24 protein-coding genes and 1 pseudogene are annotated in these 24015 nt (G+C 62.5%); 15 read left to right on the plus strand and 10 right to left on the minus strand.

Features of this window, described 5'->3' with window-relative positions; all coding sequences use genetic code 11:
• Positions 1-116: 116 nt before the first annotated feature.
• Both PRJ_RS07215 and PRJ_RS07220 read left to right on the plus strand, forming a co-directional pair.
• Positions 117-359: a hypothetical protein gene (locus tag PRJ_RS07215; RefSeq protein ID WP_012051550.1), complete on the plus strand. Its 243-nt coding sequence runs from the start codon at positions 117-119 to the stop codon at positions 357-359.
• A 96-nt stretch (positions 360-455) separates the two neighbouring features.
• A complete protein-coding gene (locus tag PRJ_RS07220; RefSeq protein ID WP_012051551.1) occupies positions 456-725 on the plus strand; it encodes a DUF3077 domain-containing protein in 270 nt (89 codons plus the stop codon).
• Between the two features lie 354 nt (positions 726-1079).
• Here PRJ_RS07220 and PRJ_RS07230 read toward each other — a convergent pair whose 3' ends face one another.
• Positions 1080-2381, minus strand: a complete 1302-nt coding sequence (locus PRJ_RS07230; protein ID WP_104961013.1) for a mechanosensitive ion channel family protein — start codon at positions 2379-2381, stop codon at positions 1080-1082.
• Positions 2382-2484: 103 nt separating this feature from the next.
• On the opposite strand from PRJ_RS07230, the gene PRJ_RS07235 reads away from it, so the two are divergent.
• On the plus strand, positions 2485-3846 hold the full coding sequence (locus tag PRJ_RS07235) for a DEAD/DEAH box helicase (protein WP_012051553.1): 1362 nt from the start codon (positions 2485-2487) through the stop codon (positions 3844-3846).
• Positions 3847-3917: 71 nt separating this feature from the next.
• On the opposite strand, the gene PRJ_RS07240 is transcribed toward PRJ_RS07235, so the two are convergent.
• The gene (locus tag PRJ_RS07240; RefSeq protein WP_012051554.1) at positions 3918-4190 is read right to left on the minus strand and encodes a hypothetical protein; all 273 of its coding nucleotides are present in this window, start codon (positions 4188-4190) and stop codon (positions 3918-3920) included.
• Positions 4191-4417: 227 nt separating this feature from the next.
• Here PRJ_RS07240 and PRJ_RS07245 point away from each other — a divergent pair.
• The 4 genes and pseudogenes from PRJ_RS07245 to PRJ_RS07260 all read left to right on the plus strand — a co-directional run.
• Positions 4418-4543, plus strand: a pseudogene (locus tag PRJ_RS07245) (BrnT family toxin); the annotation flags it as partial.
• On the plus strand, positions 4521-4775 hold the full coding sequence (locus PRJ_RS07250) for a BrnA antitoxin family protein (RefSeq protein WP_004576871.1): 255 nt from the start codon (positions 4521-4523) through the stop codon (positions 4773-4775). The pseudogene PRJ_RS07245 and the gene PRJ_RS07250, both read left to right, overlap by 23 nt.
• Positions 4776-4851: 76 nt before the next feature.
• Entirely contained in the window at positions 4852-5247 is a 396-nt protein-coding gene (locus PRJ_RS07255) for a hypothetical protein (RefSeq protein ID WP_014590069.1), read from the plus strand.
• Between the two features lie 105 nt (positions 5248-5352).
• On the plus strand, positions 5353-6279 hold the full coding sequence (locus tag PRJ_RS07260) for a DMT family transporter (RefSeq protein WP_010955209.1): 927 nt from the start codon (positions 5353-5355) through the stop codon (positions 6277-6279).
• Positions 6280-6297: 18 nt separating this feature from the next.
• Here PRJ_RS07260 and PRJ_RS07265 read toward each other — a convergent pair whose 3' ends face one another.
• Positions 6298-7470, minus strand: coding sequence for an MFS transporter (locus tag PRJ_RS07265; RefSeq protein ID WP_104961014.1), 1173 nt, complete (start codon positions 7468-7470; stop codon positions 6298-6300).
• Positions 7471-7574: 104 nt separating this feature from the next.
• On the opposite strand from PRJ_RS07265, the gene PRJ_RS07270 reads away from it, so the two are divergent.
• Positions 7575-8468 carry a LysR family transcriptional regulator gene (locus PRJ_RS07270; protein ID WP_104961015.1) on the plus strand — a complete coding sequence of 298 codons (894 nt, stop codon included), beginning with the start codon at positions 7575-7577 and terminating at the stop codon, positions 8466-8468.
• A 124-nt stretch (positions 8469-8592) separates the two neighbouring features.
• Positions 8593-8721, plus strand: coding sequence for a PA1414 family protein (locus PRJ_RS30300; protein WP_009683677.1), 129 nt, complete (start codon positions 8593-8595; stop codon positions 8719-8721).
• Positions 8722-8848: 127 nt separating this feature from the next.
• Here PRJ_RS30300 and PRJ_RS07275 read toward each other — a convergent pair whose 3' ends face one another.
• Both PRJ_RS07275 and speB read right to left on the minus strand, forming a co-directional pair.
• Positions 8849-10228, minus strand: coding sequence for a sodium:solute symporter (locus PRJ_RS07275; RefSeq protein WP_020191244.1), 1380 nt, complete (start codon positions 10226-10228; stop codon positions 8849-8851).
• A 132-nt stretch (positions 10229-10360) separates the two neighbouring features.
• Entirely contained in the window at positions 10361-11311 is a 951-nt protein-coding gene (gene speB, locus PRJ_RS07280; RefSeq protein ID WP_029615437.1) for an agmatinase, read from the minus strand.
• A 224-nt stretch (positions 11312-11535) separates the two neighbouring features.
• On the opposite strand from speB, the gene PRJ_RS07285 reads away from it, so the two are divergent.
• The 3 genes from PRJ_RS07285 to PRJ_RS07295 all read left to right on the plus strand — a co-directional run bounded on the left by PRJ_RS07285 (position 11536) and on the right by PRJ_RS07295 (position 14796).
• A complete protein-coding gene (locus tag PRJ_RS07285) occupies positions 11536-12429 on the plus strand; it encodes a LysR family transcriptional regulator (protein WP_003254585.1) in 894 nt (297 codons plus the stop codon).
• A 137-nt stretch (positions 12430-12566) separates the two neighbouring features.
• Complete coding sequence (locus PRJ_RS07290) at positions 12567-14132, plus strand: PAS domain-containing methyl-accepting chemotaxis protein (RefSeq protein ID WP_104961016.1); 1566 nt, start codon at positions 12567-12569, stop codon at positions 14130-14132.
• Positions 14133-14196: 64 nt separating this feature from the next.
• Positions 14197-14796, plus strand: coding sequence for a tRNA-uridine aminocarboxypropyltransferase (locus PRJ_RS07295; RefSeq protein WP_104961017.1), 600 nt, complete (start codon positions 14197-14199; stop codon positions 14794-14796).
• Positions 14797-14858: 62 nt separating this feature from the next.
• Here the strand turns inward: PRJ_RS07295 and PRJ_RS07300 are convergent, their stop codons facing one another.
• The 3 genes from PRJ_RS07300 to PRJ_RS07310 form a co-directional block, all read right to left on the minus strand.
• Positions 14859-16217 (minus strand): TolC family outer membrane protein, encoded by a 1359-nt coding sequence (locus PRJ_RS07300; protein ID WP_088513406.1) that lies wholly within the window; start codon positions 16215-16217, stop codon positions 14859-14861.
• A gap of 311 nt (positions 16218-16528) precedes the next feature.
• Positions 16529-16894, minus strand: a complete 366-nt coding sequence (locus PRJ_RS07305; RefSeq protein WP_010955201.1) for a YbaN family protein — start codon at positions 16892-16894, stop codon at positions 16529-16531.
• 7 nt (positions 16895-16901) lie between these two features.
• Entirely contained in the window at positions 16902-17489 is a 588-nt protein-coding gene (locus PRJ_RS07310) for a YecA family protein (RefSeq protein ID WP_010955200.1), read from the minus strand.
• A 243-nt stretch (positions 17490-17732) separates the two neighbouring features.
• On the opposite strand from PRJ_RS07310, the gene recQ reads away from it, so the two are divergent.
• On the plus strand, positions 17733-19880 hold the full coding sequence (recQ, locus tag PRJ_RS07320; RefSeq protein WP_010955199.1) for a DNA helicase RecQ: 2148 nt from the start codon (positions 17733-17735) through the stop codon (positions 19878-19880).
• A gap of 151 nt (positions 19881-20031) precedes the next feature.
• The gene (locus PRJ_RS07325) at positions 20032-20469 is read left to right on the plus strand and encodes a MarR family transcriptional regulator (protein ID WP_020191241.1); all 438 of its coding nucleotides are present in this window, start codon (positions 20032-20034) and stop codon (positions 20467-20469) included.
• Between the two features lie 32 nt (positions 20470-20501).
• On the opposite strand, the gene PRJ_RS07330 is transcribed toward PRJ_RS07325, so the two are convergent.
• On the minus strand, positions 20502-22688 hold the full coding sequence (locus PRJ_RS07330) for a patatin-like phospholipase family protein (protein ID WP_104961018.1): 2187 nt from the start codon (positions 22686-22688) through the stop codon (positions 20502-20504).
• Positions 22689-22755: 67 nt separating this feature from the next.
• On the opposite strand from PRJ_RS07330, the gene PRJ_RS07335 reads away from it, so the two are divergent.
• Complete coding sequence (locus PRJ_RS07335; RefSeq protein ID WP_020191239.1) at positions 22756-23037, plus strand: SelT/SelW/SelH family protein; 282 nt, start codon at positions 22756-22758, stop codon at positions 23035-23037.
• Here PRJ_RS07335 and PRJ_RS07340 read toward each other — a convergent pair whose 3' ends face one another.
• On the minus strand, positions 23038-23928 hold the full coding sequence (locus PRJ_RS07340) for a DMT family transporter (RefSeq protein WP_104961019.1): 891 nt from the start codon (positions 23926-23928) through the stop codon (positions 23038-23040). It abuts the gene before it with no gap.
• Between the last annotated feature and the right edge of the window lie 87 nt (positions 23929-24015).

Here is a 24015-nt window from a genome sequence, read left to right on the forward strand (position 1 = left end):
CGCCTTCGGGTGCGCCGGGTTTCTCAATTTGACCGGTCTGTCAACCCGTGCACAGCTGCCACCCTTTGTTTGACAGCGAATGGCGGTAGTCCCAACCACAAATTGAGGGTTACACCATGCTTAAGATAGTCCCCGATCCACCCTGCAACCTCCACTCCCTGGAAGACACGCTGCTGATGGCCGTGGATTACGCGCTATGCGCCGAAGCCGTTGCCCAGCAAGCGGTTTTGATGCAACCGAGATCACCCGTCTCGGTATTGATGATGGCGTCAATGCACGAGCTGGAAACCCTTCGCAAGTTGCTTGAATCAGCGCTGGCTCAAGTCCAAAAACCAGCAGATCCGCAGACGCTGCATTAATCCGCATCATGATTGGCCTGGGGCTGCCTCTGTGGGAGTCCGGCTTGCCGGCGATAGGGCCAGCCCAGACACTAAAAATTTCGGGGAGATTGAACAATGTCTACAGAAGAAACCAAATTCACCGTCGGCAAAACCACCTTCTACCAAGGTGAAAGCCAGACCCATCCGCTGTTCCGTATCGAAGCCGGCATCCCCTGCCAGAGCGCCCGCGAACAAGCTTCGGAGCTGATGGGCTACGCGCGAGACATGACCCTGGACGGCCTAATGGAAGATAAACCCCAGCTAATCTGGGCTTCGCACTACCTCTGTGCCTTGGCCAAGGCGCTCATGGATGATGCTGAACTGGGCATGATGAAAACCCCTTGAACGCCACCCTCAGGCGCCTGTCAGTCAAGCAATTTGGGGCCGCTTTGCGGTCCATCGCCGGCAAGCCAGCTTCCACGGGGGCAGCGTTGATCTCGAGGTTGTCGCTGTATCTGTGGGAGCGGCCTCGTGTCGCGAAAGGGCCGCAACGCGGCCCCGGGATTGATGCGCGATAGTTGAAATTGCTGGGGCTGCTTTGCAGCCCTTTCGCGACACGAGGCCGCTCCCACAGGGGATCGCGCCAACTTTTAGAATTTGAGCAAGACAGTTGCACCCAAAGGTACAACGAAGATCTCACGATCTGCGTGACCTCTGTGTGGCTTGCCGGCGACGGGCTGCGAAGCAGCCCCGGCAATCTCAAGCCTCGCTCATGTCTTCCAGCCGACGCGGCACAGGCTCTTGCGATACACGCCCGCTCAATCCCACGCGCATGTCATTGCCACTCGGCTGCTGATACAGGCTCAAGCCGAACTCCGGCAACACCGCCAGCAGGTAGTCGAAGATATCCCCCTGGATCCGTTCGTAATCCGCCCACACCGTGGTGGTGGTGAAGCAGTAGATCTCCAGCGGCACGCCTTCGGCGGTGGTCTGCATCTGCCGCACCATGCAGGTCATGTTCGGGTGCACGTTGGGATGGTTCTTCAGATAGGCCAGGGCAAACGCGCGGAAGGTGCCGATGTTGGTCAGCTTGCGGCGGTTGGCCGACAGGTCCGCCACCGGCCCCAGCGCCTCGTTCCAGTTTTGCAGTTCCTGGCGCTTGCCCGCCAGGTAGTCACTCAGTAGCTGCACCTGGCTCAGGCGCTGTTCTTCTTCGCGGGTGAGGAAGCGCACGCCGGCGGCGTCGATGAACAGGCTGCGCTTGATGCGCCGGCCACCGGACTGCTGCATGCCGCGGTAATTGCGGAATGACTCGCTCATCAGGCGCCAGGTGGGGATGGAAACGAGGGTCTTGTCGAAGTTCTGCACTTTCACCGTGTGCAAGGTGATGTCCACCACGTCGCCATCGGCGCCCACCTGCGGCATTTCGATCCAGTCCCCAACATGCAGCATGTCGTTGCTGGTCAGTTGCACGCTGGCGACGAATGACAGCAGGGTGTCCTTGTACACCAACAGCAGTACCGCCGACATCGCACCCAGGCCGGACAGCAGCAACAGCGGCGAGCGGTCGATCAGGGTGGCGACGATGATGATCGAGGCGAAGATCCACAACATCATCTTGGCCAGTTGCACGTAGCCTTTGATCGAGCGGGTGCGGGCATGTTCGGTACGGGCATAGATGTCGAGCAGGGCATCCAGCAGGCATGACAGCGCCATGGTCATGAACAGCAGGGTGAAGGCCAGGGCGACATTGCCGAGGAAGTGCTGGGCGGTGTCGGACAGCTCAGGCACCAGCTTCAGGCCGAATTGCAGCACCAGGGACGGGGTTGTTTGCGCCAGGCGGTGGAACACCTTGTTGTGGCGCAAGTCGTCCAGCCACTTCAGCGCAGGCTGGCGGGCCAGCAGGCGCGCGCCGTGCAGTATCAGGAAGCGCGCCAGGCGGCCGACTACCAGGGAGATGAGCAGCAGTACCGCCAGACCGATGGCGGCGTGCAGCATGGGATGTTGGTCGAGGGTGCCCCACAGGTCGAGGGAGTCACGCCAGATTCGTTGGATATCCATGGGCTTGCGTACAGTCTTGTTGCGAAACGAAGCCGTATTAGAGCGCGGATAGCGACAAAGTTGCCAAAAGAAATTCGGCTAAGGCTGCAGAAAACGTTACCCTATGCAACTGAATTTCCCGCACTTGTCTGAGGTTACCTCCGTGTTCTCCCAATTCGCCCTGCATGAACGCCTGCTTAAAGCCGTGGCCGAGCTTAAATTTGTCGAGCCAACCCCGGTGCAGGCCGCGGCCATCCCCCTGGCCCTGCAAGGGCGTGATCTGCGTGTGACTGCGCAGACCGGCAGCGGCAAGACGGCGGCCTTCGTACTGCCACTGCTCAACCGTCTGGTCGACCTCAGCGGTCCGCGCGTCGAGATTCGCGCGTTGATCCTGCTGCCGACCCGTGAACTGGCCCAGCAAACCCTCAAGCAGGTGCAGCTGTTCTCGCAGTTCACCTACATCAAGTCGGGCCTGGTGACTGGCGGCGAAGACTTCAAGGAACAGGCCGCCATGCTGCGCAAGGTGCCCGACGTGCTGATCGGCACCCCGGGTCGCCTGCTCGAGCAGCTCAATGCCGGCAACCTCGACCTGTCCCACGTGCAGGTCCTGATCCTGGACGAAGCCGACCGCATGCTCGACATGGGCTTTGCCGAAGACATGGAGCGCCTGTGCAAAGAGTGCGAAAACCGCGAGCAGACCTTGCTGTTCTCGGCTACCACCGGTGGCGCGGCCCTGCGCGACATCATCGGCAAGGTGCTGAAAGACCCTGAACACCTGATGCTCAACAGTGTCTCGCAACTGGCTGAAGGCACCCGCCAGCAGATCATTACCGCCGACCACGACCAGCATAAAGAGCAGATCGCGCAGTGGTTGCTGGCCAACGAAACCTTCGACAAGGCGATCATCTTCACCAACACCCGCGCCATGGCCGACCGCATCTACGGTCACCTGGTGGCCAAGGACGTGAAGGCCTTCGTGCTGCATGGCGAAAAGGACCAGAAGGACCGCAAGCTGGCCATCGAGCGCTTCAAGCAGGGCAGCTCCAAAGTGCTGGTGGCGACCGACGTGGCAGCCCGTGGCCTGGATATCGACGGCCTGGACCTGGTGATCAACTTCGACATGCCACGCAGCGGTGACGAGTACGTCCACCGTGTGGGCCGTACCGGCCGTGCCGGTGGCGAAGGCCTGGCGATCTCGCTGATCACCCACAACGACTGGAACCTGATGTCGAGCATCGAGCGCTACCTCAAGCAGCAGTTCGAGCGCCGGGTCATCAAGGAAGTGAAGGGCACCTACAACGGGCCGAAGAAGGTCAAGGCCTCGGGCAAGGCGGCCGGTAGCAAGAAGAAAAAGGTCGAGAAGAAGACTGGTGACAAGAAAGCCGCAGCCAAGCGCAAGCCTACTGCCAAGCCGAAGGCCAACGCGCCTCTGGCCAGTGCTGACGGCCTGGCACCGCTGAAGAAGCGCAAGCCTGCTGCTGAATAAGACTCACGCCGGCCCTTTGCAGAAGCGACGCAAACTCGCATCTGCGAAGGGCGTGCGCAGGCGACGAACGATCACTCCGCTTTTTTCTCTGCCTGTTTCAACTCCTTGATCCGCTGGTCGATCAGCTGACACTTGTCGGGCAAGTCCTTGCTCGCCGTCCCCAGATCCATCCCCTGAAGCTCATCATTGATCTCCTTGGCCTTTTGCGGGTTCTGCTCGGTCAACTGAGTGACCAGCCCGGCCAGCTCCTCACGTTTCTGCGTTGCTTCTTCAGGTGTGCAGGCCCAAGCGGGCAGGGCGCAGAGCAGGGCAGTGGCACAGGCTATGGGCAGTAGCGGTTTCATCCTTCCAACCTCCGGCGGTGGTGATGCCCGGTGGAGGGCTGTGGGGGCAGGGAAGTTCAGGGCTTGCGACCGATGGAAGATTTCTTTGGTGGTGGTAGTCCGTTTCTGAAACGCTCCCGTGTCCCTCCAGCGCTGTTGAGCAGCACGCTACATCGCTCTAGTCTCGAAGGAAAAGAGGGGGTGTTGTATGTACAGCTGTAAATACAGGTCGTCCCATGTTCTTTGAATGGCTAAAGGCGCTGATAGGTGTCGTCGTGTACACGGAGAGGCGGGGTGAGGTGTTACGCATCATTTCTGCAAGAAAAGCCACCAAACGGGAGGCCAGGTACTATGACCAAATCATCGAGAACTGACTGGAGCCGCCTGGCCCGACAGGACGACAAGGATATCGACACATCAGATATCCCTGAACTGGACCAGGACTTTTTCCGCCAGGCCGAGCTGCGCGTTCCCGCCAAGCAGACGGTGACCATTCGACTGGACTCAGATGTCCTCGCCTGGTTCAAGGAGCAGGGCAGCGGCTACCAGACCCGCATCAATCAGTTGCTGCGCCAGTACATGCAAGCGCAACAACGCCAGCGCTAAGCGCTTCGGAACGCTTGGCAACCTTGGCAGGTCCCAACCTGTGTACCCCTTTCGTCCACAGCAGGAGCCCGTAGCCATGAGCATCGCCTACGACTGGGACCTGATCGAACGCTTGCTGCACGAAGTGCAGAACGGCGCCGGTCACAGCTTCACGCCCCGCCCCTATGCCGAGCAGCATGCTGCTGCACTGGCCGCCAAGGGTGAGCCGGTGGGTGACGTGGATCACCTGAAAACCCGTGCATGCGAGTATGAAAAGCTGCTATTCGAGCGCGGATTCATTGAATGCCGACCTGAAGAGGACGGCGGCAATGGCGAAAACTTCGTCCTGACCGAACGCGGCTCGCGCTTGATGAGCCTGATCGACAGCAGCATCCCCGGCTTCGAGCACCCGCGCCAGGTGCTGGATGAGCAGGAGGATGCGCTGGACGAAACGACGTTCGAACGGGTGTCTGCGAAGGCACAGATCGCTTGAGGTCGTTTTAAGGCTGGCAAGTGCAGCGTTCAAAACCCGATAATCGGTAGCCTCTGAACGCTGCCGAGCCTTGCCCATGCCTACGATCACCCCAGAGGCCCGCTTATGAGCGCGGTCCGCAAGAACCCTGACGCCTTTGCCTTCCAGGTAATGCTGGGCCTTTGCCTGATCTGGGGCTGCCAGCAGGTACTGATCAAGACCGCTGCCGTCGACATCGCGCCGGTGATGCAGGCAGCCCTGCGCAATGGCATTGCCGCTGTGCTGGTAGGCCTGATGCTGTGCTGGCGGGGTGGCTGGGAGCAGGTCGGCAGCACCTGGCGCGCAGGGCTGGTGGCGGGCGGGCTGTTCGGGGTGGAGTTTCTGTTCATTGCCGAAGGGCTGAAACTGACCTCGGCGGCGCACATGTCGGTATTCCTCTATACCGCGCCGGTATTTACCGCCTTGGGCCTGCATTTTCGGCTACCCAGTGAACGCTTGCGGCTGCTGCAGTGGCTGGGCATTCTGCTGGCCTTCGGCGGCATTGCCATGGCCTTTGCCGGTGGCTCTTCGTTCGAGCACATGGACGGCCGCACCTTGCTGGGTGATGCCTTTGGCGTGATCGCCGGGCTGGCCTGGGGCGCGACCACGGTGGTGGTGCGCTGCTCGCGGTTGTCGGAGGCGCCAGCGACCTTGACCCTGTTCTATCAGCTGGCGGTCGGTTTTGCCGGGCTGTTGCTGATCGCCCTGCTCAGCGGGCAGATCGGCGCGGTGTCGCTGACGCCGCTGGCGATGGGCAGTGTATTGTTCCAGGGGATTGTGGTGTCGTTCATCAGCTACCTCACCTGGTTCTGGTTGCTGCGCAAATACCTGGCGTCGAACCTCGCGGTGTTTTCCTTCATTACCCCATTGTTTGGGGTAACCTTTGGCGTTTTGCTGCTGGATGAGCCGCTCAGTGCGAATTTCGTGGTGGGGGCGTTGATGGTGTTGTTGGGTGTGATCCTGGTCAGTGCCGAGCCTTGGGTGAAACAACAATTGCGGCGGTTGGTAGGGTGATGGGTTGCCTGTACCGGCTCAGGATGCAACCTTGGCCTGACAGGCGCTTCCTTGTTGTGCATCACCCGGCAACTGGACCAACCCGCCAGCCACCACCAACCCGCCCGCCGCCAGCATCAATGCGGGTTGCAGCCCACCGCTGTAGTGGCTGCTGAGCGCCGCCAGCAGCGGCCCACTCAACTGCCCCAAGGCAAAGCATGCGGTCAGCAGCCCGGCATTGCGCTGTGTGGCCTGTGGCGCCAACTCGCGCGAGCGTTGCATGACCAGTTGCATGCAGGCCAGGAACGGCCCGCCACACAGCGCAACACCCAGCGCCAGCCCGATACCCCCACCCATCAGGCAGGCCAGCACACCCAGCCCTTGCAACCACAGGGTGGCGGTCAACCAGGTTGAAGTGCGGCCACCACGGCGCACGCTCACCAGCAAGACGCCCAGCGCCGCCGCCAGGCCAAACGCCGGCCAGAACAGGTCAGCCAGCCACTGCCCGCGAAACTGCTGATTGGCCATCTGTGACAGAAAGGTGGCTGGCAGGATATAGCCCATGCCATACAGGCCATACACCAACCCCAGGCGGCCAGTGCCGACATTGCGCGTCGCGCCTGGTCGTACTGGCGACTGAGTCGGTGCCGCTTGCAATGCCCGTGGCAACCACGGCCGCACGGCCAGCAGCATCACCAGCGCAGCCACGGCATAGATCAGCCACAGGGCTGCCGAGCCAAGCCCCAGCACATGCGCAACCAGTGCCAGTAGCCCGGTCACGGCGATACCGAGGCCGGGCCCGGCGAATACCAGCGCTCCCAGACGTTGGCGGTTGTGCGCAGTGGCTACTTGCTGGCTGAGGCTGGTGATCATCACCAGCACCCAGGCGCTGGCTACGCCTGTGCCGAAGCGCAGCAGCAGGTGCCCCCAGAAGCCATTGGCAGCCCAGGAGGCCAGGGTCAGCAGCACACACAGCCACAGCCCCCCATGCAGGCGCCGCCGTACCTGGCCTGGCGAGCGGGCGAACATGGCGTCCACCGCGCCCACGAAATAGCCCAGGTAATTGGCCGCCGCGACCAGCCCGGCGACTGTCAGGTCGAACTGGCCTTCGGCAATCAGTTGCGGCAGTTGCGGGGTGAGGGCGAAACGGCCGATGCCCATGGCCATCATCAGCGCCACGGCGCTGGCGAGCAGTTGAATGAGTGGCGACATGACAGGTCTCCTGCGCAGGTAAGCGATAGATGGCAGGTTAGGGCGGTTTATTTTTCAATAAAATTGAATAATGATGATCAAGTTGTTCTGTTTTGGAGAATGCCGTGGAATTCAGCCAACTGCGTATCTTCCAGGCCGTGGCCGAGGAGGGCTCGGTTACCCGCGCCGCAGAGCGCCTGCACCGGGTGCCATCAAACCTTTCCACGCGCCTGCGCCAACTCGAGGAGCAGCTGGGCGTCGATCTGTTCCTGCGCGAACGTCAGCGCCTGCAACTGTCGCCAGCAGGCAAGGTGCTGCTGGACTATGCCAACCGTATGTCCGCCTTGCGCGACGAAGCGCTGGGCGCCGTGCGTGGCGGTCAGCCGGCTGGGGACTTCGTGCTGGGGACCATGTACAGCACGGCGGCGACCCACTTGCCGGCGTTGCTGGCGCGCTATCACCAGGCTTACCCGCAGGTGAACCTGCAAGTGCGTGCTGCACCCAGCGGCGAGTTGCTTGAAGGGCTGCTGAACCACACCCTGGATGCTGCTCTTGTGGACGGGCCACCGAGCCTTGCCGGGCTGGATGGCGTGCCGCTGTGCGATGAGCAACTGGTACTGATCACCAGCCCCGAGCACCTGGCGGTACGCACCGCCAAGGACGTGGCGGGCAAGGCGGTGTTCACCTTTCGCCAGGGCTGCTCGTACCGCATGCGCCTGGAGGCCTGGTATGCCCATGCCCATACGCCGATGGGGCGGGTGATGGAGATCGAGTCGTACCAGAGCATGCTGGCCTGTGTGATCGCGGGTGCGGGTGTGGCGATGATGGCCCAGTCGATGCTCGACAGCCTGCCTGGGCGTGATCGGGTAAGGGTGCACGCGCTGCAGGCTCCTTTCGATCAGGCGGTCACCTGGCTGATGTGGCGCCAAGGTATGCGCGGGGCTAATCTGCAGGCATGGATCGACCTGCAACAAAGCGAAACGATTAACCAGTCGTCGGAATGCGCCGCCACGGCTTGATCCGAGTCAAAATCGCCCTTATCTGTAGGAACAGAGGAATGCGTAATACAGGACATCGGGCTATGATCTGTATGAAACATCGCAGGATTGATTTGCCGTGAGGCTGACCCGTCAAGGGGGCATTATGAATAAACCACTGTCAAACTGGCTCCATGACTTGGCTGTCGCCTTGGGGCTGATTCCACCACCCTTGCAGCCGGTGCCGATCCCGACTGATGAAGAGCAGCGCAAACGTCAACCGCGTCGGCGCTGATTAACGACAAAGGCCGCTTCACCCGAGTGGGTGCAGCGGCCTTTTTGTGTCTGCTGATTGTCTATTGCCTGTACCGGCCCTTTCGCGGGCAAGCCCGCTCCTACAAGCGAAAGGGCCGGTACAGCAGTCAGGCCAGCTTCACCGCTGCCACCGACTTGCGCGACACCAGGCTCACGCCCACAAAGCTCACCAGCCCTACTGCCAGGCTGTAGTAGATCGGCGTATTGGCCTCCAGCCCGTCCAGGAACATGAACAGCAGGGCGGTGGCAAAGCCCAGCGACATGCTGGCAATCGCGCCTGCAGTGGTCGCACGCTTCCAGAAGATCGCCCCGATCAGCGGGATCAGCATGCCGCCGACCAGCAGGTTATAAGCCAGGGTCAGGGCGTTGATTACATCATTCACCACCAGCGCGATACCCAGCACCACCAGGCCGGTGAGCAGGGTGAACAGGCGGCTGGTTCCCAGGCTCGACTGCTTGCCGCCACGCAGCTTGGGCAGCAGGTCTTCGGTCACGGTGGTCGAGGCAGCCAGCAGACCGGCGCTGGCGGTGGACATCATGGCCGCCAGGGCTGCAGCCATCAGCAGACCACGGATGCCATCGGGCAGGGTGGTCTTGATCATCTCGGCAAAAGCGTTGTTCGGGTTGGCCAGGTCGGGCATCAGCACATGCGCAGCCATGCCGATCGCAGCGCAGGCCAGGCCATACAGCACGCAATACACACCAGCGGCGGTACCGGCACGCTGACAGACCTTTTCGTCACGGGCGGTGAACACCCGCTGCCAGATGTCCTGGCCGATGAGGATGCCGAAGAAGTAGATCAGGAAGTAAGTGATGATGGTGTCCCAGCCAATGGTAGTCAGCTGGAAGCTGGCCGCTGGCAATTTGGCCACCAGGGTGTCCCAGCCACCGGCCTTGTACAGGCACACTGGCAGCAGGATGAACATCAGGCCGACGGTCTTGATCACGAACTGGACGATATCGGTCAGGGTCAGCGACCACATGCCGCCGATGGTCGAGTACAGCACTACCACGCCGCCGCCGAGCATCAGAGAAGCCCAGAACGGCAGGTCCAGCAGCACCTGCAGGACGGTGGCCATGGCCAGGGTCGAGGTGACCCCGATCATCAGAGCATAAGCCAGCATGATGACGGCGCTGGCCTGGCGTGCGGTGGGGTTGTAGCGTTGCTCCAGTACCTGGGTCACGGTGAAGATGCGCAGGCGCAGCAGCGGTTTGGCGAGGAACAGGTTGATGGCGATGATGCCCAGGCCAAGGGCTGCGCACAGCCAGAAGCCGGAAATGCCGTGGACGTAGCCCAGGCGCACGGTGCCGACGGTGGAAGCGCCACCGAGTACGGTGGTGGCCATGGTGCCCATGTACAGCACCGGGCCGAGATTGCGCCCGGCTACCAGGTAGTCTTCATGGGTTTTCGCGCGGCGCATGCCATACCAGCCAAGCCCTAGCATGCCAGCGGTGTAGATCATTACAACAATGATGTCCAAGGCCATTGGGGGTCTCCCGATTATCTTTATTATGGCGAGATCGACCGCGCGGGCGTTTGCACGGCGCCCGGCGGTCTTTTCTTGTGTTGGCAGGCCTCAGTGGCCCTCCCTCATGGCTCCTGCCGGGGTAGAGCGGTATTAGCGACGCACCACGCCAGGTAGCACGCACAGCATCTCGAACAGCAGGTTGGCACCGAGCAGCGAGGTGTTGCCGGTGGTGTCGTAAGGCGGGGAGACTTCGACAAGGTCACAGCCGATCAGGTCCAGGCCGTGGCAGCCGCGAATGATCTCCATCGCCTGGATGGTGGTCAAGCCGCCGATCTCCGGGGTTCCGGTACCGGGTGCCCAGGCCGGGTCGATGCCATCGATGTCGAAAGACAGGTAAACCGGGCCACCGCCGACCTTTTCCCGCACTTCGGCCATCAGTGGCTCCAGTGACTTGTGCCAGCACTCTTCGGCCTGGACAACGCGGAAGCCCTGGCGACGGCTCCAGTTGAAGTCATCGGCGGTGTAGCCCTGGGCGCGCAGGCCGATCTGCACCACGCGCTCACAGTCGAGCAGGCCTTCTTCCACGGCGCGGCGGAAGGTGGTGCCGTGGGCGATCTTCTCGCCGAACATGTGGTCGTTGACGTCGGCGTGGGCATCGATGTGTACCAGGCCGATCTTGCCGTGTTTCTTGTGCAGCGCACGCAGGATCGGCAGGGTGATGGTGTGATCGCCCCCCAGGGTCATGGGAATGACGTTGTGCTCGACGATTTCGTCATACGCTTCTTCGATGATGCGCACGGCGTCCAGCAGGTTGAAGGTGTTGATTGCCACATCGCCGATATCGGCGACCGACAGCGAGTCGAACGGGGCGGCACCGGTCGCCATGTTGTACGGGCGGATCATCACCGATTCGGCGCGGATCTGCCGTGGGCCGAAGCGGGTGCCGGAACGTAGCGAGGTACCGATATCCAGCGGGACGCCGATGAAGGCCGCATCCAGACCTTTCGCGCTTTGCAGGTGGGGGAGGCGGAGCATGGTGGCGATACCGCCGAAACGCGGCATTTCGTTGCCGCCCAGTGGTTGGTGGAGAGTCTTGTCCACGGTGGGCCTCATCAGTCGGTCGATTGTTGTGTTTGTTCGAACCTGTGCCGCCGCGCGCCATTCACGTGTGGTTTGCCGGCGGGCAGGGACATTTCGGCCAAGTCTGCTCAAGCGAGTGCCGGGGAAGAATCGCTACCGACAAATACTTAGTTCAGGAATTTCTGAACTAAAGGCGGGTAGAGCAGTTAGACTGCGCGCACATACCCTTGTGGAACCGTTGCACCATGGCCTCGACCTTGCCCGACCTGAAACTGCTGCGCATCTTCATCAGCGTGGTGCGCCACCAGGGCTTTGCCAACGCCCAGCGCGAGCTGAACCTGTCGACCTCCGCCATCAGTACCTACATGAGCCAGCTGGAGGGCGCCTTGGGTATTGTGTTGTGCCACCGGGGTCGGGGGGGCTTCAGCCTGACCAGCAAGGGCGAGCTGTTCCATCAGGAAACCCTGCGCCTGCTGGCCGAGCTGGACGGTTTCGAGCAGTATGCCGCCGCCCTGAAGGGCGAACTGCGTGGCACCCTCAACCTTGGGGTGATCGACTCCACCGTCGGTGATCGCGCCTTGCCGCTGGCCGAAGCCATCGGTGCCTACAGCCAGGAGCACCCGGCGGTGCACCTGCACCTGTCGGTGTCCAGCCCCTACGAGCTGCAACTGGGTGTGCAGGACAACCGCCTGGACCTGGCCATCGGCGCGTTTTCTTCGCGGATGAGCGGCCTGCTCTACCAGCCGTTGTACCGCGAACAGCACTGGCTGTATTGCAGCAGCCGCCACCCGTTGTATGCCGAGCGGCGCATTCCCGAGCAGGTGGTGACCCAACAACGCATGGTCGGCCGTGGTTATTGGAGCCAGGCCGAACTGGCCCGGCATGGCTTCAAGCACAGTGCGGCGACGGTTGAAAGCATGGAGGCGCAACTGATCCTGATCCTTTCCGGGGCCTATATCGGCTACTTGCCTGAACACTACGCCCAGGCCTGGGTCGACAAGGGTGACTTGCGCGTGCTGTCGCCGTCGACCTTCGGTTACCAGGCCCCGTTCTCGCTGATCATTCGCCGCGGGCGCAGCCGCGAACCGTTGATCCAGACCTTCCGTGACCTGCTGAAAAGCCAGCTCAACGTGGGCTGAGATGCGACGCATTCATGCATTCCGTCGGGAGCGGGTTAAATTCCGCTAAACGCTGGCCGCTAACCTGATAGCGCTCTGCTACATATCAACTTGCGCTGATGATTTCCCCTTATTTCATCCTGCAAGGATCGCCCAAGATGCGCATGAATTTGCCCGTCACTGAGCACGAAAGAACCTTCCCCGGCGATCAACGCCTTATTTCCACGACTGACCTCGACAGCCGCATCACCTACTGCAACGACGCCTTTGTGGCGATCAGCGGCTTTACCTACGACGAACTGATCGGCCAGCCGCACAATCTGGTGCGCCACCCGGACATGCCGCCGGCGGTGTTTGGCCATATGTGGGAAACCATCAAGCAGGGCAAACCCTGGATGGGCATCGTCAAGAACCGGGCGAAGAACGGCGATTACTACTGGGTAAGCGCCTACGTCACGGCGATATACGAACAGGGCCGGATCAGTGGCTACGAGTCGGTGCGCTCGGTGCCCACGCGTGAGCAGATCCGCCGGGCCGAGGCGCTGTATGCGCGCTTGCGCGATGGCCGCAGCCCGGTGCCCTGGGCTGCCCGCCTGGGGCACGGCCTGGGCCATGGCTGGCCACTGATCGGCGCGGGCCTGCTGTCGGCTGCGGGTTACCTTTGGCTGCCCCCCTATGCGGCGCTCGGGGTGCTGATGGCAAGTCTGCTGCTGGCTTGGTACTGGGTCGAGCACCGGCAGAACCAGGCCATTCGCCGCACGTTGGCTGAGCATCCCAAGGCCTTTACCAGTCCGTTGGTGGCGCTGACCTACAGCGACAACCCAGGCCTGAAGGGCCAGCTCGACCTGGCCATCATCAGCGAAGAAGCCCGCCTGCAAACGGCCCTGACTCGGCTGGTGGATGCCGGGGTCGGGGTAAAGTCGCGGGCGGCGCAGTCTTCCGACCTGTCCGATGCCCAGGCGCAGATGCTCGACCGGCAGCGTAGCGAGACTGACCAGTCCGCCACGGCCATCGCGCAGATGGCGGCGACCATCCAGCAGGTCACCCACAACGTGCAGAGCACGGCACACGCGGCAGGTGATGCTGACCAACTGGCGCAGCAAGGCAGCGAGCTGGCCCTGAAGAGCCTGCAAGCCATGGGCAGCATGAGCGATGCGGTCAATGACATTGGTCAGGCAGTCAACGCCTTGGCCGAGCAGACCCAGTCGATTGGTAGTGTGGTCGACGTGATCACTTCGATTGCCGAGCAGACCAACCTGCTGGCGCTTAACGCTGCCATTGAAGCGGCGCGCGCTGGTGAGCAAGGGCGTGGGTTCGCCGTGGTGGCTGATGAAGTGCGGTCTTTGGCGCAGCGTACCCGCGCGTCGACCGAAGAGATCCACCATATCATTGCCTCGTTGAGGGCCGGGGCGGAGCGAGCGGTGAGCACTGCCAGCCGGGGCGAGCAGATTTCCCGGGACAGTGTGCACAGTGTCGAGGCGGTGCAGGCGGCGCTGAGCGGGATTGCCGTGGCGGTCAGCCGCATCACCGGCATGAGCCAGCAGATGGCCACGGCATCGGAGCAACAGAGCCATGTGGCTGAAGACATCAACCAGCAGATCGTGAGAATTGCCCAGCTGTGCGACCAGAGTGCCGGGCAAGCCAGGCAAGGCGCGGAAATCAGCCAGGACCTCGAGCGCATGGCGGAGTACCTGCATAGCCTGGCGGAAAGGTTCAACCGCTGAAATCGCGGGGCCCGCAAAGCGGGCCCCGGTTATGTGGCAAACTGTCCCCGCCAAGGAGACCGCCATGCCCAGACCCCGCTGCGAGCGCTGCCAGCGCCCGCTCGACCATTGCCTATGCCCACTGATCCCCGCGCTCGACAGCCGCACCCGTGTGGTCCTGCTGCAGCACCCCAGTGAAACTGCCCATGCCCTGAACACGGCGCGCCTGGCTGCCCTTGGCCTGAACAATGCCGAGCTGCGGATTGGAGAGGTGTTCGATGACCTGCCTGACCTGCTCGCCACCCCCGGATACCACCCAGTGCTGTTGTTCCCGGGTGATGACGCCCAGGTGCTGACAGCCTATGGCGAGGCGGGCGACAAACCTTTGCTGCTGATCGTGCCCGACGGCACCTGGCGCAAGGCGCGCAAGCTGCTGTACCTGAACCCGTTGCTGGGGGGGCTGCCACGGGTGACGCTGGCCCAGGCGGCCGCTTCACGCTATCGGTTGCGCAAAGCGCCGGAGGCGGGTGCGTTGTCGACGATCGAGGCGGTGGTCGGGGCATTGAACACGCTGGAGCAACCGACCTGCTTCGATGCACTGCTGGCGCCGTTCGAGGCGTTGATCGAGGGGCAGATCAGGGCCATGGGCGTAGAGACCTTTCAGCGTAATCATGGCCGCGAATGAGGGTTGGGGGCTGCTTTGCAGCCCATTCGCAGCACAAAGCGGCCCCGCTACCTAAAACCCGCTCAACGCATCTCAGGCAGACGCGCCTCGGTGCGGACTTCGGTGGTCGCCAGCGCCTCTGGCGGCAACGAAATATGCTGTTTGCTCAGCAATTCACCCATGGTCGCCAGTACGCGGTAGCGCGAGAACTCTTCGGTGTAACGCACCTCGGTGTAGCGGCGGTCGGCGTTGTACAGCTCGTTCTCACTGTCGAGTACGTCCAGCAGGGTGCGCTGGCCCAGGCCGAACTGGTCCTGGTAGGCCGCACGCACACGCTTGGTGGTTTCGGCGTATTCACGCGCGGTCGGCAGCTGCTTGCTGGCGTTGTTCATGGCGTTCCACGCCAGGCTCAGGTTCTCGGTCAACTCACGCAGGGCGTTGTTGCGAATGTCCAGTGCCTGGTTGATCTTGTGCGCGTCGGACTGCAGGCGAGCCTTGTCGCTGCCACCGCGGAACAGGTTGTAGTTCATCTCCACGCCAGCTTGCCAGTCGTTGTTGTTGTGGCCTTTCTCGCCGCCGGTGTTGTTGTTGGCACCGGTTGCCAGAATGGCGTCGAAGCGTGGGTAGAAGGTCGACTTGCCCACTTCGTACTGCTTCTCGGCGGCGTTGACGTCAGCCTGGGCAGACTTGATGTACGGGTTGTTCTGACGCATGCCATCGCGGGCTTCGTCGAGGGTGCCTGGCACCTCGCCCTTGATGCTCTGCGGGCTTTCCAGCTCGTCCGGGGCACGGCCGATCACACTGAAGAAGTTGGCCTCGGCATCGGCCAGGTCGACTTCGGCGGTGTCCAGGTTGTTTTCCGCCAGGGCGCGACGGGCGCGGGACTGGTCGAGGTCGGCGGTGCTGCCGACGCCGCGCTCGTTGCGCAGGCCAATCTGATCGTTGACGCGCAGGTGAGCTTGCAGGTTGTTCTTGGCCAGGGTCACCAGTTCACGGCGTTTGAGCACTTCCAGGTAGACCTCGACTGCGCGCAGGGCGACATCCTGGGCAACGGCCTGGGTGTAATAGGCGCGGGAGGTAGAGACCGCCTCGGTGCGGCCTACTTCATTCGCGGTGTTGAAGCCGTCGAAGATCATCTGCCGCAGGCGCAGTTCGGACTGGGTGTAGTTGAGGGTTTCCTTGTTGTGGTTTCCCTCGGCGCGGGTAGTGGCGTTGTCCGAGCGCTGGCGGCCGTAACCGGCAACCAGGTCCACGGAAGGGTAGTAGCCACCACGCGCGAACTTCACGTCTTCATCGGCCGACAGCTTGCTGTTACGGTTGGAGCTGACTTGTGGGTGGTAGTCCACGGCGCTTTGGACAGCCTCGGTAATCGACATCGCCTGTACGTTGGCACTCGCCAGGGCCAACAGTAAAGCACTGGTGATGGGGTTCAAAACGCGCATGGTACATCTCCCTGATCCTGGAATTGATCCTGCTGTTCGCCAAAAAAATGACGATAAACTTATCGCGTATAGTGTTGCAGGTTTTTAACAACACAGCTAAGTACATTCAACGCGATAGGTAAGAAGATTTATTCATATCAAATTGCCATATAATATCTTTGTTGTCTAATAAGTGTGCATTCAAGGGCACGGAATGAACGCAGGAAATGCCTTGAAAACCAATGGATACAAGGGCTATGCGCAGTTCCAGAACTAATTCGGATAAAGAGGGCATTGATTAGGCGAAAGCGATATTTGGCGACAAAATATTGTCACTTTGGCTTGTGCAGGGTTTTCAGGCTGAGGATGTACAGGGTGACCAATGCGGCACTGGTCAACATGAAGGTGCGCGCCCAGAACAGCGGCACCAGATAGCACGACAGGCCAATGCTGGCCCACATAAGGCCGATGGCGTAGACCTTGCCCTTGAGGGGGATGCCTTCACCACTGAGGTAGTCACGGATCCATGGCCCCAGCTTGGGATGATGGACCAGCCAGTGATGGAAGCGCGGCGAGCTGCGGGCAAAGCAGGCCGCCGCCAAAAGCAGGAATGGGGTGGTGGGCAATACCGGCAGGAATATCCCCAGCACCCCCAGCGCGACGCTGAGCCAGCCAGTGGCCAGCAGCAGGTAGCGCACAGCTTGCTCAGTGGTGGCGTGGCTTGAGCAGCGCCGGTTTTTCGTCAGGGGCGTGCAGCAGCAGGAACAGTGCGCTCAGTGCCTCGGGGATTTGCACGATCATGTCATCCTGCAGGTTGGCGTTGCTGGCGATGTCGGCGAACTCTGGTTGTTCGTCGAACAAGCCCGAACCCACCATGATCGGCAGCAGCATTTCGCTGACTTCTTCCTCGGCGTTTTCGAACCACGCCTCTTCCCGCAGGAACACGCCTTCCATGAAGCCGATGCACCAGCCGCGCAGGTCGGAATCGTCCGGCTCATCGGTCAGGTCGAGGTCGCAGGGCAGGTCGAATTCTTCGTCGCTGGCCAGCTGGCGGGCAATGTGCGCCTTGAGCGCCACCAGGGTGGCCTCGATCTCGGTGCGCTGGGCTTCGCTGGCGTAGTGCGGCTCCTCGGCGAACAGGGCGTCAATCCATTCGCGCTCGGGCACGTCCTCGGCGTTGATCGAAAGAGCGGTGAGGTAGCCGTGTGCGGCGACATAGTCCAGCGCTTCTTCGTGCAGCTCGTCGGCGTCGAGGAAGGCTTGCAGGCGGGTCAGTTGCTCGGCGAAGGACATTACAGGGCTACCTTGGGGAATAAACGATAACGAATTCTAGCACCTTGCAGCGGCAGCGGGGCAAAGGGAACGTCTATCGCCGCGGTGCATGTGCAGCACGGTGCTGCGGTATACTCCGCGATTTTTCATCCAGGGGCAGGTTTCAACGGCTGCCTGGCAAAAACCGCTTACGCATTTGGCGTGTGCGGGGCGGGTTTTTCGTCCAGCCTTTATCCAGGATGGTACGGCGATTTGGAGTTGCACATGCTCGAACAGGCTCAGCGCGTTCTCAAGGACATCTTCGGCTACGACAGTTTCCGTGGGCGCCAGGCAGCGATCATCGAATGCGTGGCCAATGGCGGCGATGCCTTGGTACTGATGCCCACCGGTGGCGGCAAATCGCTGTGTTTCCAGGTGCCGGGGCTGCTGCGCCCGGGCCTGACGGTGGTGGTATCGCCACTGATCGCGCTGATGGACGACCAGGTCGCCACCCTTGACGAGCTGGGTGTGTCTGCGGCCGCCCTGAACTCTACCCTGACGGCGGAGCAGCAGCGTGAACTGGCCGGGCGCCTGCGCCGTGGTGAGGTCAAGATGCTGTACCTGGCGCCGGAACGCCTGGTGCAGCCGCGCATGCTCGACTTCCTGCGCGATCTGGACATCTCGTTGTTCGCCATTGACGAGGCCCACTGCGTTTCGCAATGGGGCCACGATTTCCGCCCCGAGTACCTGCAACTGGGTCAGCTGGCCGAACTGTTTCCGCATGTGCCGCGCATTGCGCTTACCGCTACGGCCGACATGCGAACCCGCGAGGAGATCGTTCAGCGCCTGCACCTGCAAGGCGCCGAGCGCTTCCTGTCGAGTTTCGACAGGCCCAACATCTTCTACCGCATCGTGCCCAAGGAGGCACCGCGCAAGCAGTTGATGGCCTTCCTCGGCGAACGTCGTGGCAACGCTGGCATCGTCTACTGCCTGTCGCGCAAGAAGGTCGACGAAACCGCCGCCTTCCTCTGTAGTCAGGGGTTCCCCGCGCTGCCGTATCACGCCGGCCTGGCCGCCGAGACGCGGGCGGCCAACCAGCATCGCTTCCTGAACGAGGAAGGGCTGATCATGGTCGCTACCATTGCTTTCGGCATGGGTATCGACAAGCCCAACGTGCGCTTCGTTGCTCACCTCGACCTGCCCAAATCGCTTGAGGCCTACTATCAGGAAACCGGCCGGGCCGGCCGTGACGGCCTGCCCTCCGATGCCTGGATGGCCTACGGGCTGCAGGACATGGTGATGCTCAAGCAGATGCTGCAGAACTCCGAAGGCGACGAGCGCCACAAGCGCATCGAGCAGCACAAGCTGGACGCCATGCTGGCGCTGTGCGAAGAAACGCGCTGCCGCCGCCAGTCGCTGCTGGCGTACTTCGACGAGATCCTCGAACAACCGTGCGGGCACTGCGACAACTGTGTCGACAACATCCAGACCTGGGACGCTACCGAGCCGGCCCGCCAGGCGCTGTCGGCGGTGTTCCGCACCGGCCAGCGCTATGGTGTTGGCCACCTGGTCGATGTGCTGTTGGGCAAGGACACCGAGAAGGTGCGCAATTTCGGCCACGAGAAGCTGTCGGTATTCGGCGTTGGCAAAGGCTTGGCCGAGGTCGAGTGGCGCTCACTGTTCCGTCAGCTGGTGGCGCGCGGCCTGGTCGATATCGACCTGGAAGGCTACGGCGGTCTTCGCCTGTCCGACAGCTGTCGGCCGCTGCTGCGCGGCGAGGTGACCTTGCAACTGCGCCGTGATCTCAAACCGCAGACCACGGCCAAAACCTCGTCGTCCAGCGGCGGCAGCCCGGCCAGCCAGCTGGTGCGTGCCGAAGAGCGCGATCTGTGGGAAGCGCTGCGTACCCTGCGCCGCAAGCTGGCCGAAGAACACAGTGTGCCGCCCTACGTCATCTTCCCCGACTCGACACTGCTGGAGATGCTGCGCAGCCAGCCGGTCAGCCTCAGCGACATGGCCCAGGTCAGCGGTGTGGGGGCGCGCAAGCTGGAGCGCTACGGCCAGGCGTTCCTCGAAGTGCTGAACAACAGCGGTGGCACCGACGAGGCACCGAAAGTGGTGCTCGACCTGCGCCACGAACTGGTCAGCCTGGCCCGTGCCGGCATGACCCCGGCGCAGATCGCCGGGCAGCTCAATTGCAGCGAGAAGAACGTGTATAGCCTGCTGGCCGAGGCGTTGGGCCGCCAGGAACTGAGTCTGGACCAGGCCATCGACCTGCCGGAAGACCTGATGATGGAGGTGCAGGACGCCTTTCTTGATGGCGAGGGTGAGCTGCCACCGGTGTCGGCCATTGCCCCGCAGTTCGGGGCACGGGTGCCGGAGGGCGTACTCTATTGCGTGCGCGCAGCGCTGGCAGCGGAATTCGAATTGTAAACGCATGCAGGATCGAAGGCAGAAGCGCCATCTGCTGACCTTTGTCATGCTTTTTGACGATTATCGAACGCGTAACCATGGCCGAGCCTTGCCTCGTAGGGCAGGGCATGGTTAGCTGCCTAATAATTAGATCTACTCCAATGAGTTCCTTATGCCCCTGAACGACAACCAACACCGCTTTGGCATGCAATTGGCTCAGATGTCCCGAGGTTGGCGTGCCGAGCTGGACCGCCGCCTGGCCGGGCTCAACCTGTCCCAGGCGCGCTGGCTGGTGTTGCTGCACCTGGCCCGCTTCGAAGAAGCCCCGACACAGCGTGAGCTGGCCCAGAGCGTAGGCGTCGAAGGCCCGACCCTGGCGCGTCTGCTCGACAGCCTGGAAGCGCAAGGGCTGGTGCGCCGGCAGGCGGTGCTGGAGGATCGGCGGGCGAAGAAAATTGTACTGTGCCCGCCGGCCAAGCCGTTGATCGATCAGATCGAGACCATCGCCAACCAGCTGCGGGTAGAGCTGTTTACCGGCGTGGACGAGGCGGAATTGCAGGTCTGTATGCGCGTGCATGCCAAGATCCTGGCCAACCTCGAAAAGTCCTGAGCTCCCCCATCGATGCAGGTGCAGTGCAAGCCTCAGAAGGTGTGCCCAAGGTTCAGGTACACCGCTTGCTCATGCGCACTGTTGGCGCCGTAGCTGAAGTTCAGCGGCCCTAGAGGCGTATCCAGCCCCAGGAAGATGCTCGCCGCATTGATGTACCCACTGTCGAATTCGTTGTCGTTGTTCCACGCCCGCCCACGCTCCAGCGAGCCGCCGATGTACAGCGGGAAGTCCAGCGGCACATAGGCCCGCGGCGTCAGCCGGCGGTAATAGACCATGCGCAGCAGGCTCGCGTTCTGCCCCGATACCGAGTCCTCGCGGAAGCCTGACAGCTGTCGCGCCCCGCCCATCACGAAGCTCGACGTCACCACTTCGGTATCGTCCAGCGTGCGCCCGTAGCTCCCACCCAGCACGAACGTGTTCGGCCCGCTGCTGATGGCCTTGTCCAGAGTGAACAGCCACTGCCGGTAATCCTGGTCGGAGTCCAGCGACTTGTCGTATTTGCGCAAGGTCAGGCCGATGTCCTCGCCATGGTGCGGGAAGTACACGTTATCGAGGGTGTCGAACGAGTACTTCAGCTCGTAGAAACCTTCGTTGAAACTGACTTTGGGCAGGTCCTGGTCGCCGATGCGCACCTCGGCCTCGCCCCAGGCCTTGCCCACGCCCAGGCGCACTTCACCGCTGTTGCCGATCTGCCGGCCTACGTTCAGGCCAAAACCGTAGCGCTCCAGGCGATACTCGGCGACGGGGTCGTTGTCCAGGGTGGCTTCGATGTTCTGCGAGCCCAGGTCCAGGTATGGCGCGATGAAGTAGCGTGAGCCCACATCCAGGGGTTGGTAGAACTCGCTGTACAGCGCTTGCTGGTCACCGATCTGGCCGCGGGTCAGCCATTCGGCGCCAAGGCTGTTGATGCCGTTGACCCGGTAGCTGGCGCCCAGGTTGAAAGCGCTGTCGCCGCGCAGGTCATCGGACAGGTTCAGGCCCAGGCGCAGGTAGTCGGTGCCGCCGCGTCTGCCGCGGGCGTTGATCACCAAGGTGTGGTCGTTGCCCTTGTGCACCACGCGGTACTGCACCCTGTCGAAGTAGTCCAGGCCATACAGCGTACCCATGTCGGTCTGCAGGCGGTCCAGTTCCAGCGGCGCGTCGATCGGCTGGCGGATGTACGAGCGGATCACATCATCGCTGACCTTGGAGTCGTTTTCGATCCGGATTGCGGTGATTACCGGCGTGCGCTGGCGCGGCGAGCGGGCCACGGCCAGGCTGGCGTCGCCCTCGAGCTGGCGCAGGGCGGCCAGGCGCGGGTCAAGCAGGCGAGTGGCGCGGTAACCGGCGTCGATCATGTCGCGTGCACGGCCGAAATCTGTCACGCCGAAGGCGGTCAGCGATGGCTGGATGAGGATGTCGTCGCGGTGCAGGCTGGCCAGTTGTTCTTCGGAGTTGCGCCGGGTCATCAAAGTGATCGACTGATTCAGCACGTCGACCACCGTCAGTAATTGCTTGCGATCGCGCAGCGGGGTGCCGATGTCGACCACGATGGCCAGGTCCACGCCCATTTCGCGGGCCACATCCACCGGAATGTTGTCGACCATGCCGCCGTCCACCAGCAGACGGCCGTCCAGTTCGACCGGGGCGAACACGGCGGGGATCGACATGCTGGCGCGGATTACCTGGGGCAGGTGACCACGGCGGAATACGACTTTTTCACCACTGGCGATGTCGGTGGCCACGGCGCGGAAGGGGATGGGCAGCTTGTCGAAGTCGCGGGTATCGGCGGTATGCGCCAGTTTGCTTTCCAGCAGCAGTGACAGGTTCTGGCCCTGAATCACACCCAGCGGCAGGCCCAGGCTGCCGTCGTCGCGAAAGCTGAGCTTCTGCTTGACCAGAAAGTCGCGGTCATCCTGCTTGCGCCGGAACGGCACATCCTCGCGCGGCGGTGCATCGGAGAGCGCCTGTTGCCAGTCAAGGGTGGTCGCGAGTTTTTCCAGCTCTTCGACACTGTAGCCCGAGGCGTACAGGCCGCCGACCACCGCGCCCATGCTGGTGCCGGCGATGGCGTCGATGCGCACACCCTGTTCCTCCAGCGCCTTGAGTACGCCGATGTGGGCCAGGCCACGGGCCGCACCGCCAGACAACACCAGGCCGACCTTGGGCCTGGCGGGTTCCGCCGCGATTGCCGTAAACGAGGTAAGGACGAGCAGAAAACAGAACAGCAAACGGCGCATCGTGAGTCTCAAACCGTGGGCTAAAGACCGCTAGTATAAGCGGCCCCTTACCTGGAGATGTTTCACCATGGCTGACCACAAGCCGGAAATCGTCATCACCTATTGCACCCAGTGCCAGTGGCTGCTGCGTGCTGCCTGGCTGGCTCAGGAACTGCTCAGTACCTTTGCCGACGACCTTGGCCGGGTAGCGCTGGAGCCGGGTACCGGGGGTATCTTCCGCATCACCTGCAATGGCGTGCAGATCTGGGAGCGCAAGGCCGACGGTGGTTTCCCCGAAGCGAAGGTACTGAAGCAGCGGGTGCGCGACCAGGTCGACCCGCAGCGTGATCTTGGTCACAACGACCGCTGATCAGGCGCCCTCGGTCAGTGGTCGCTGCCTGGGCGGTTGCTCGGCAGCCAGACGGCTGGACAGCACGATAGCGAAGATGATCAGCGCGCCGCCCAGCAGCATGCGCACGGTCGGGGTTTCGGCGAACACTGCCCAGGCCACGGCAATGCCGTAGACCGGCTCCATGCCGAACACGACCGCGGCGGTGCGCGCCTTGATCACCGCCAGGCTGGCGACGAACAGGCTGTGCGCCACACCCGTGCAGAAGATGCCGAGCAGGGCGATCCACAGCCAGTCCAGGGCCGCAACGTCGGCCAGGCCGGGCGCTGCGAACGGCAGCAGGCACAGGCCCACCACCAGGTTTTGCCACAGTGCGGCCTGTACCGCAGGCAAACGGCCGGAGCCGGCCCGGTTGGTCAGTGACAGCAGCGAGAACAGCAGGCCCGAGAGCAATGCCCAGAGCAGGCCGCCGGTGGCTTCGCTGGCCAGGTCGAATGCCGGTGTGACCAGTATCAGGCCGATGCTGACCAGCACGACCAAGACGGCTTCGTTACGGTGGATACGCTCGCGGAACAGCAGGCTTTCGAGGATCACCGTAAAGGCCGGGAAGCTGGCGAAGCCGAGGGTGGCGATGGCTACGCCGCCCACTTTGACGGCGATGAAGAAACTGACCCAGTGGCCGGCCAGCAGCACACCACCGAGCAGCAGGCGGCGCGTATCCTGGCTGCTCAGGCGTTGCCAGCCCGGGCCGGCCAGGCTGGCGAACAGGGCCAGGGCGAGTACGGCGAAGGCAGCGCGACCGAAGACGATGATCGCCGGGCTGGCGCTGGTGGCCAGTTTGCCGAAGACGCCGGTAAGGCCGAAGAACAGCGCGCCAATGTGCAGTGCGCCGAGGGCGGTGCGGTGGTTCATGGTGGGTCCTTGATGGAGATCTCTACAGGCAGTGCTGGCCCTTTCGCGGGTGAACCCGCTCCTACAGGTGTGCCGGGCCTTTCGCGG

Source organism: Pseudomonas sp. XWY-1 (genome assembly GCF_002953115.1).
Classification (GTDB): Bacteria; Pseudomonadota; Gammaproteobacteria; order Pseudomonadales; family Pseudomonadaceae; genus Aquipseudomonas; species Aquipseudomonas alloputida.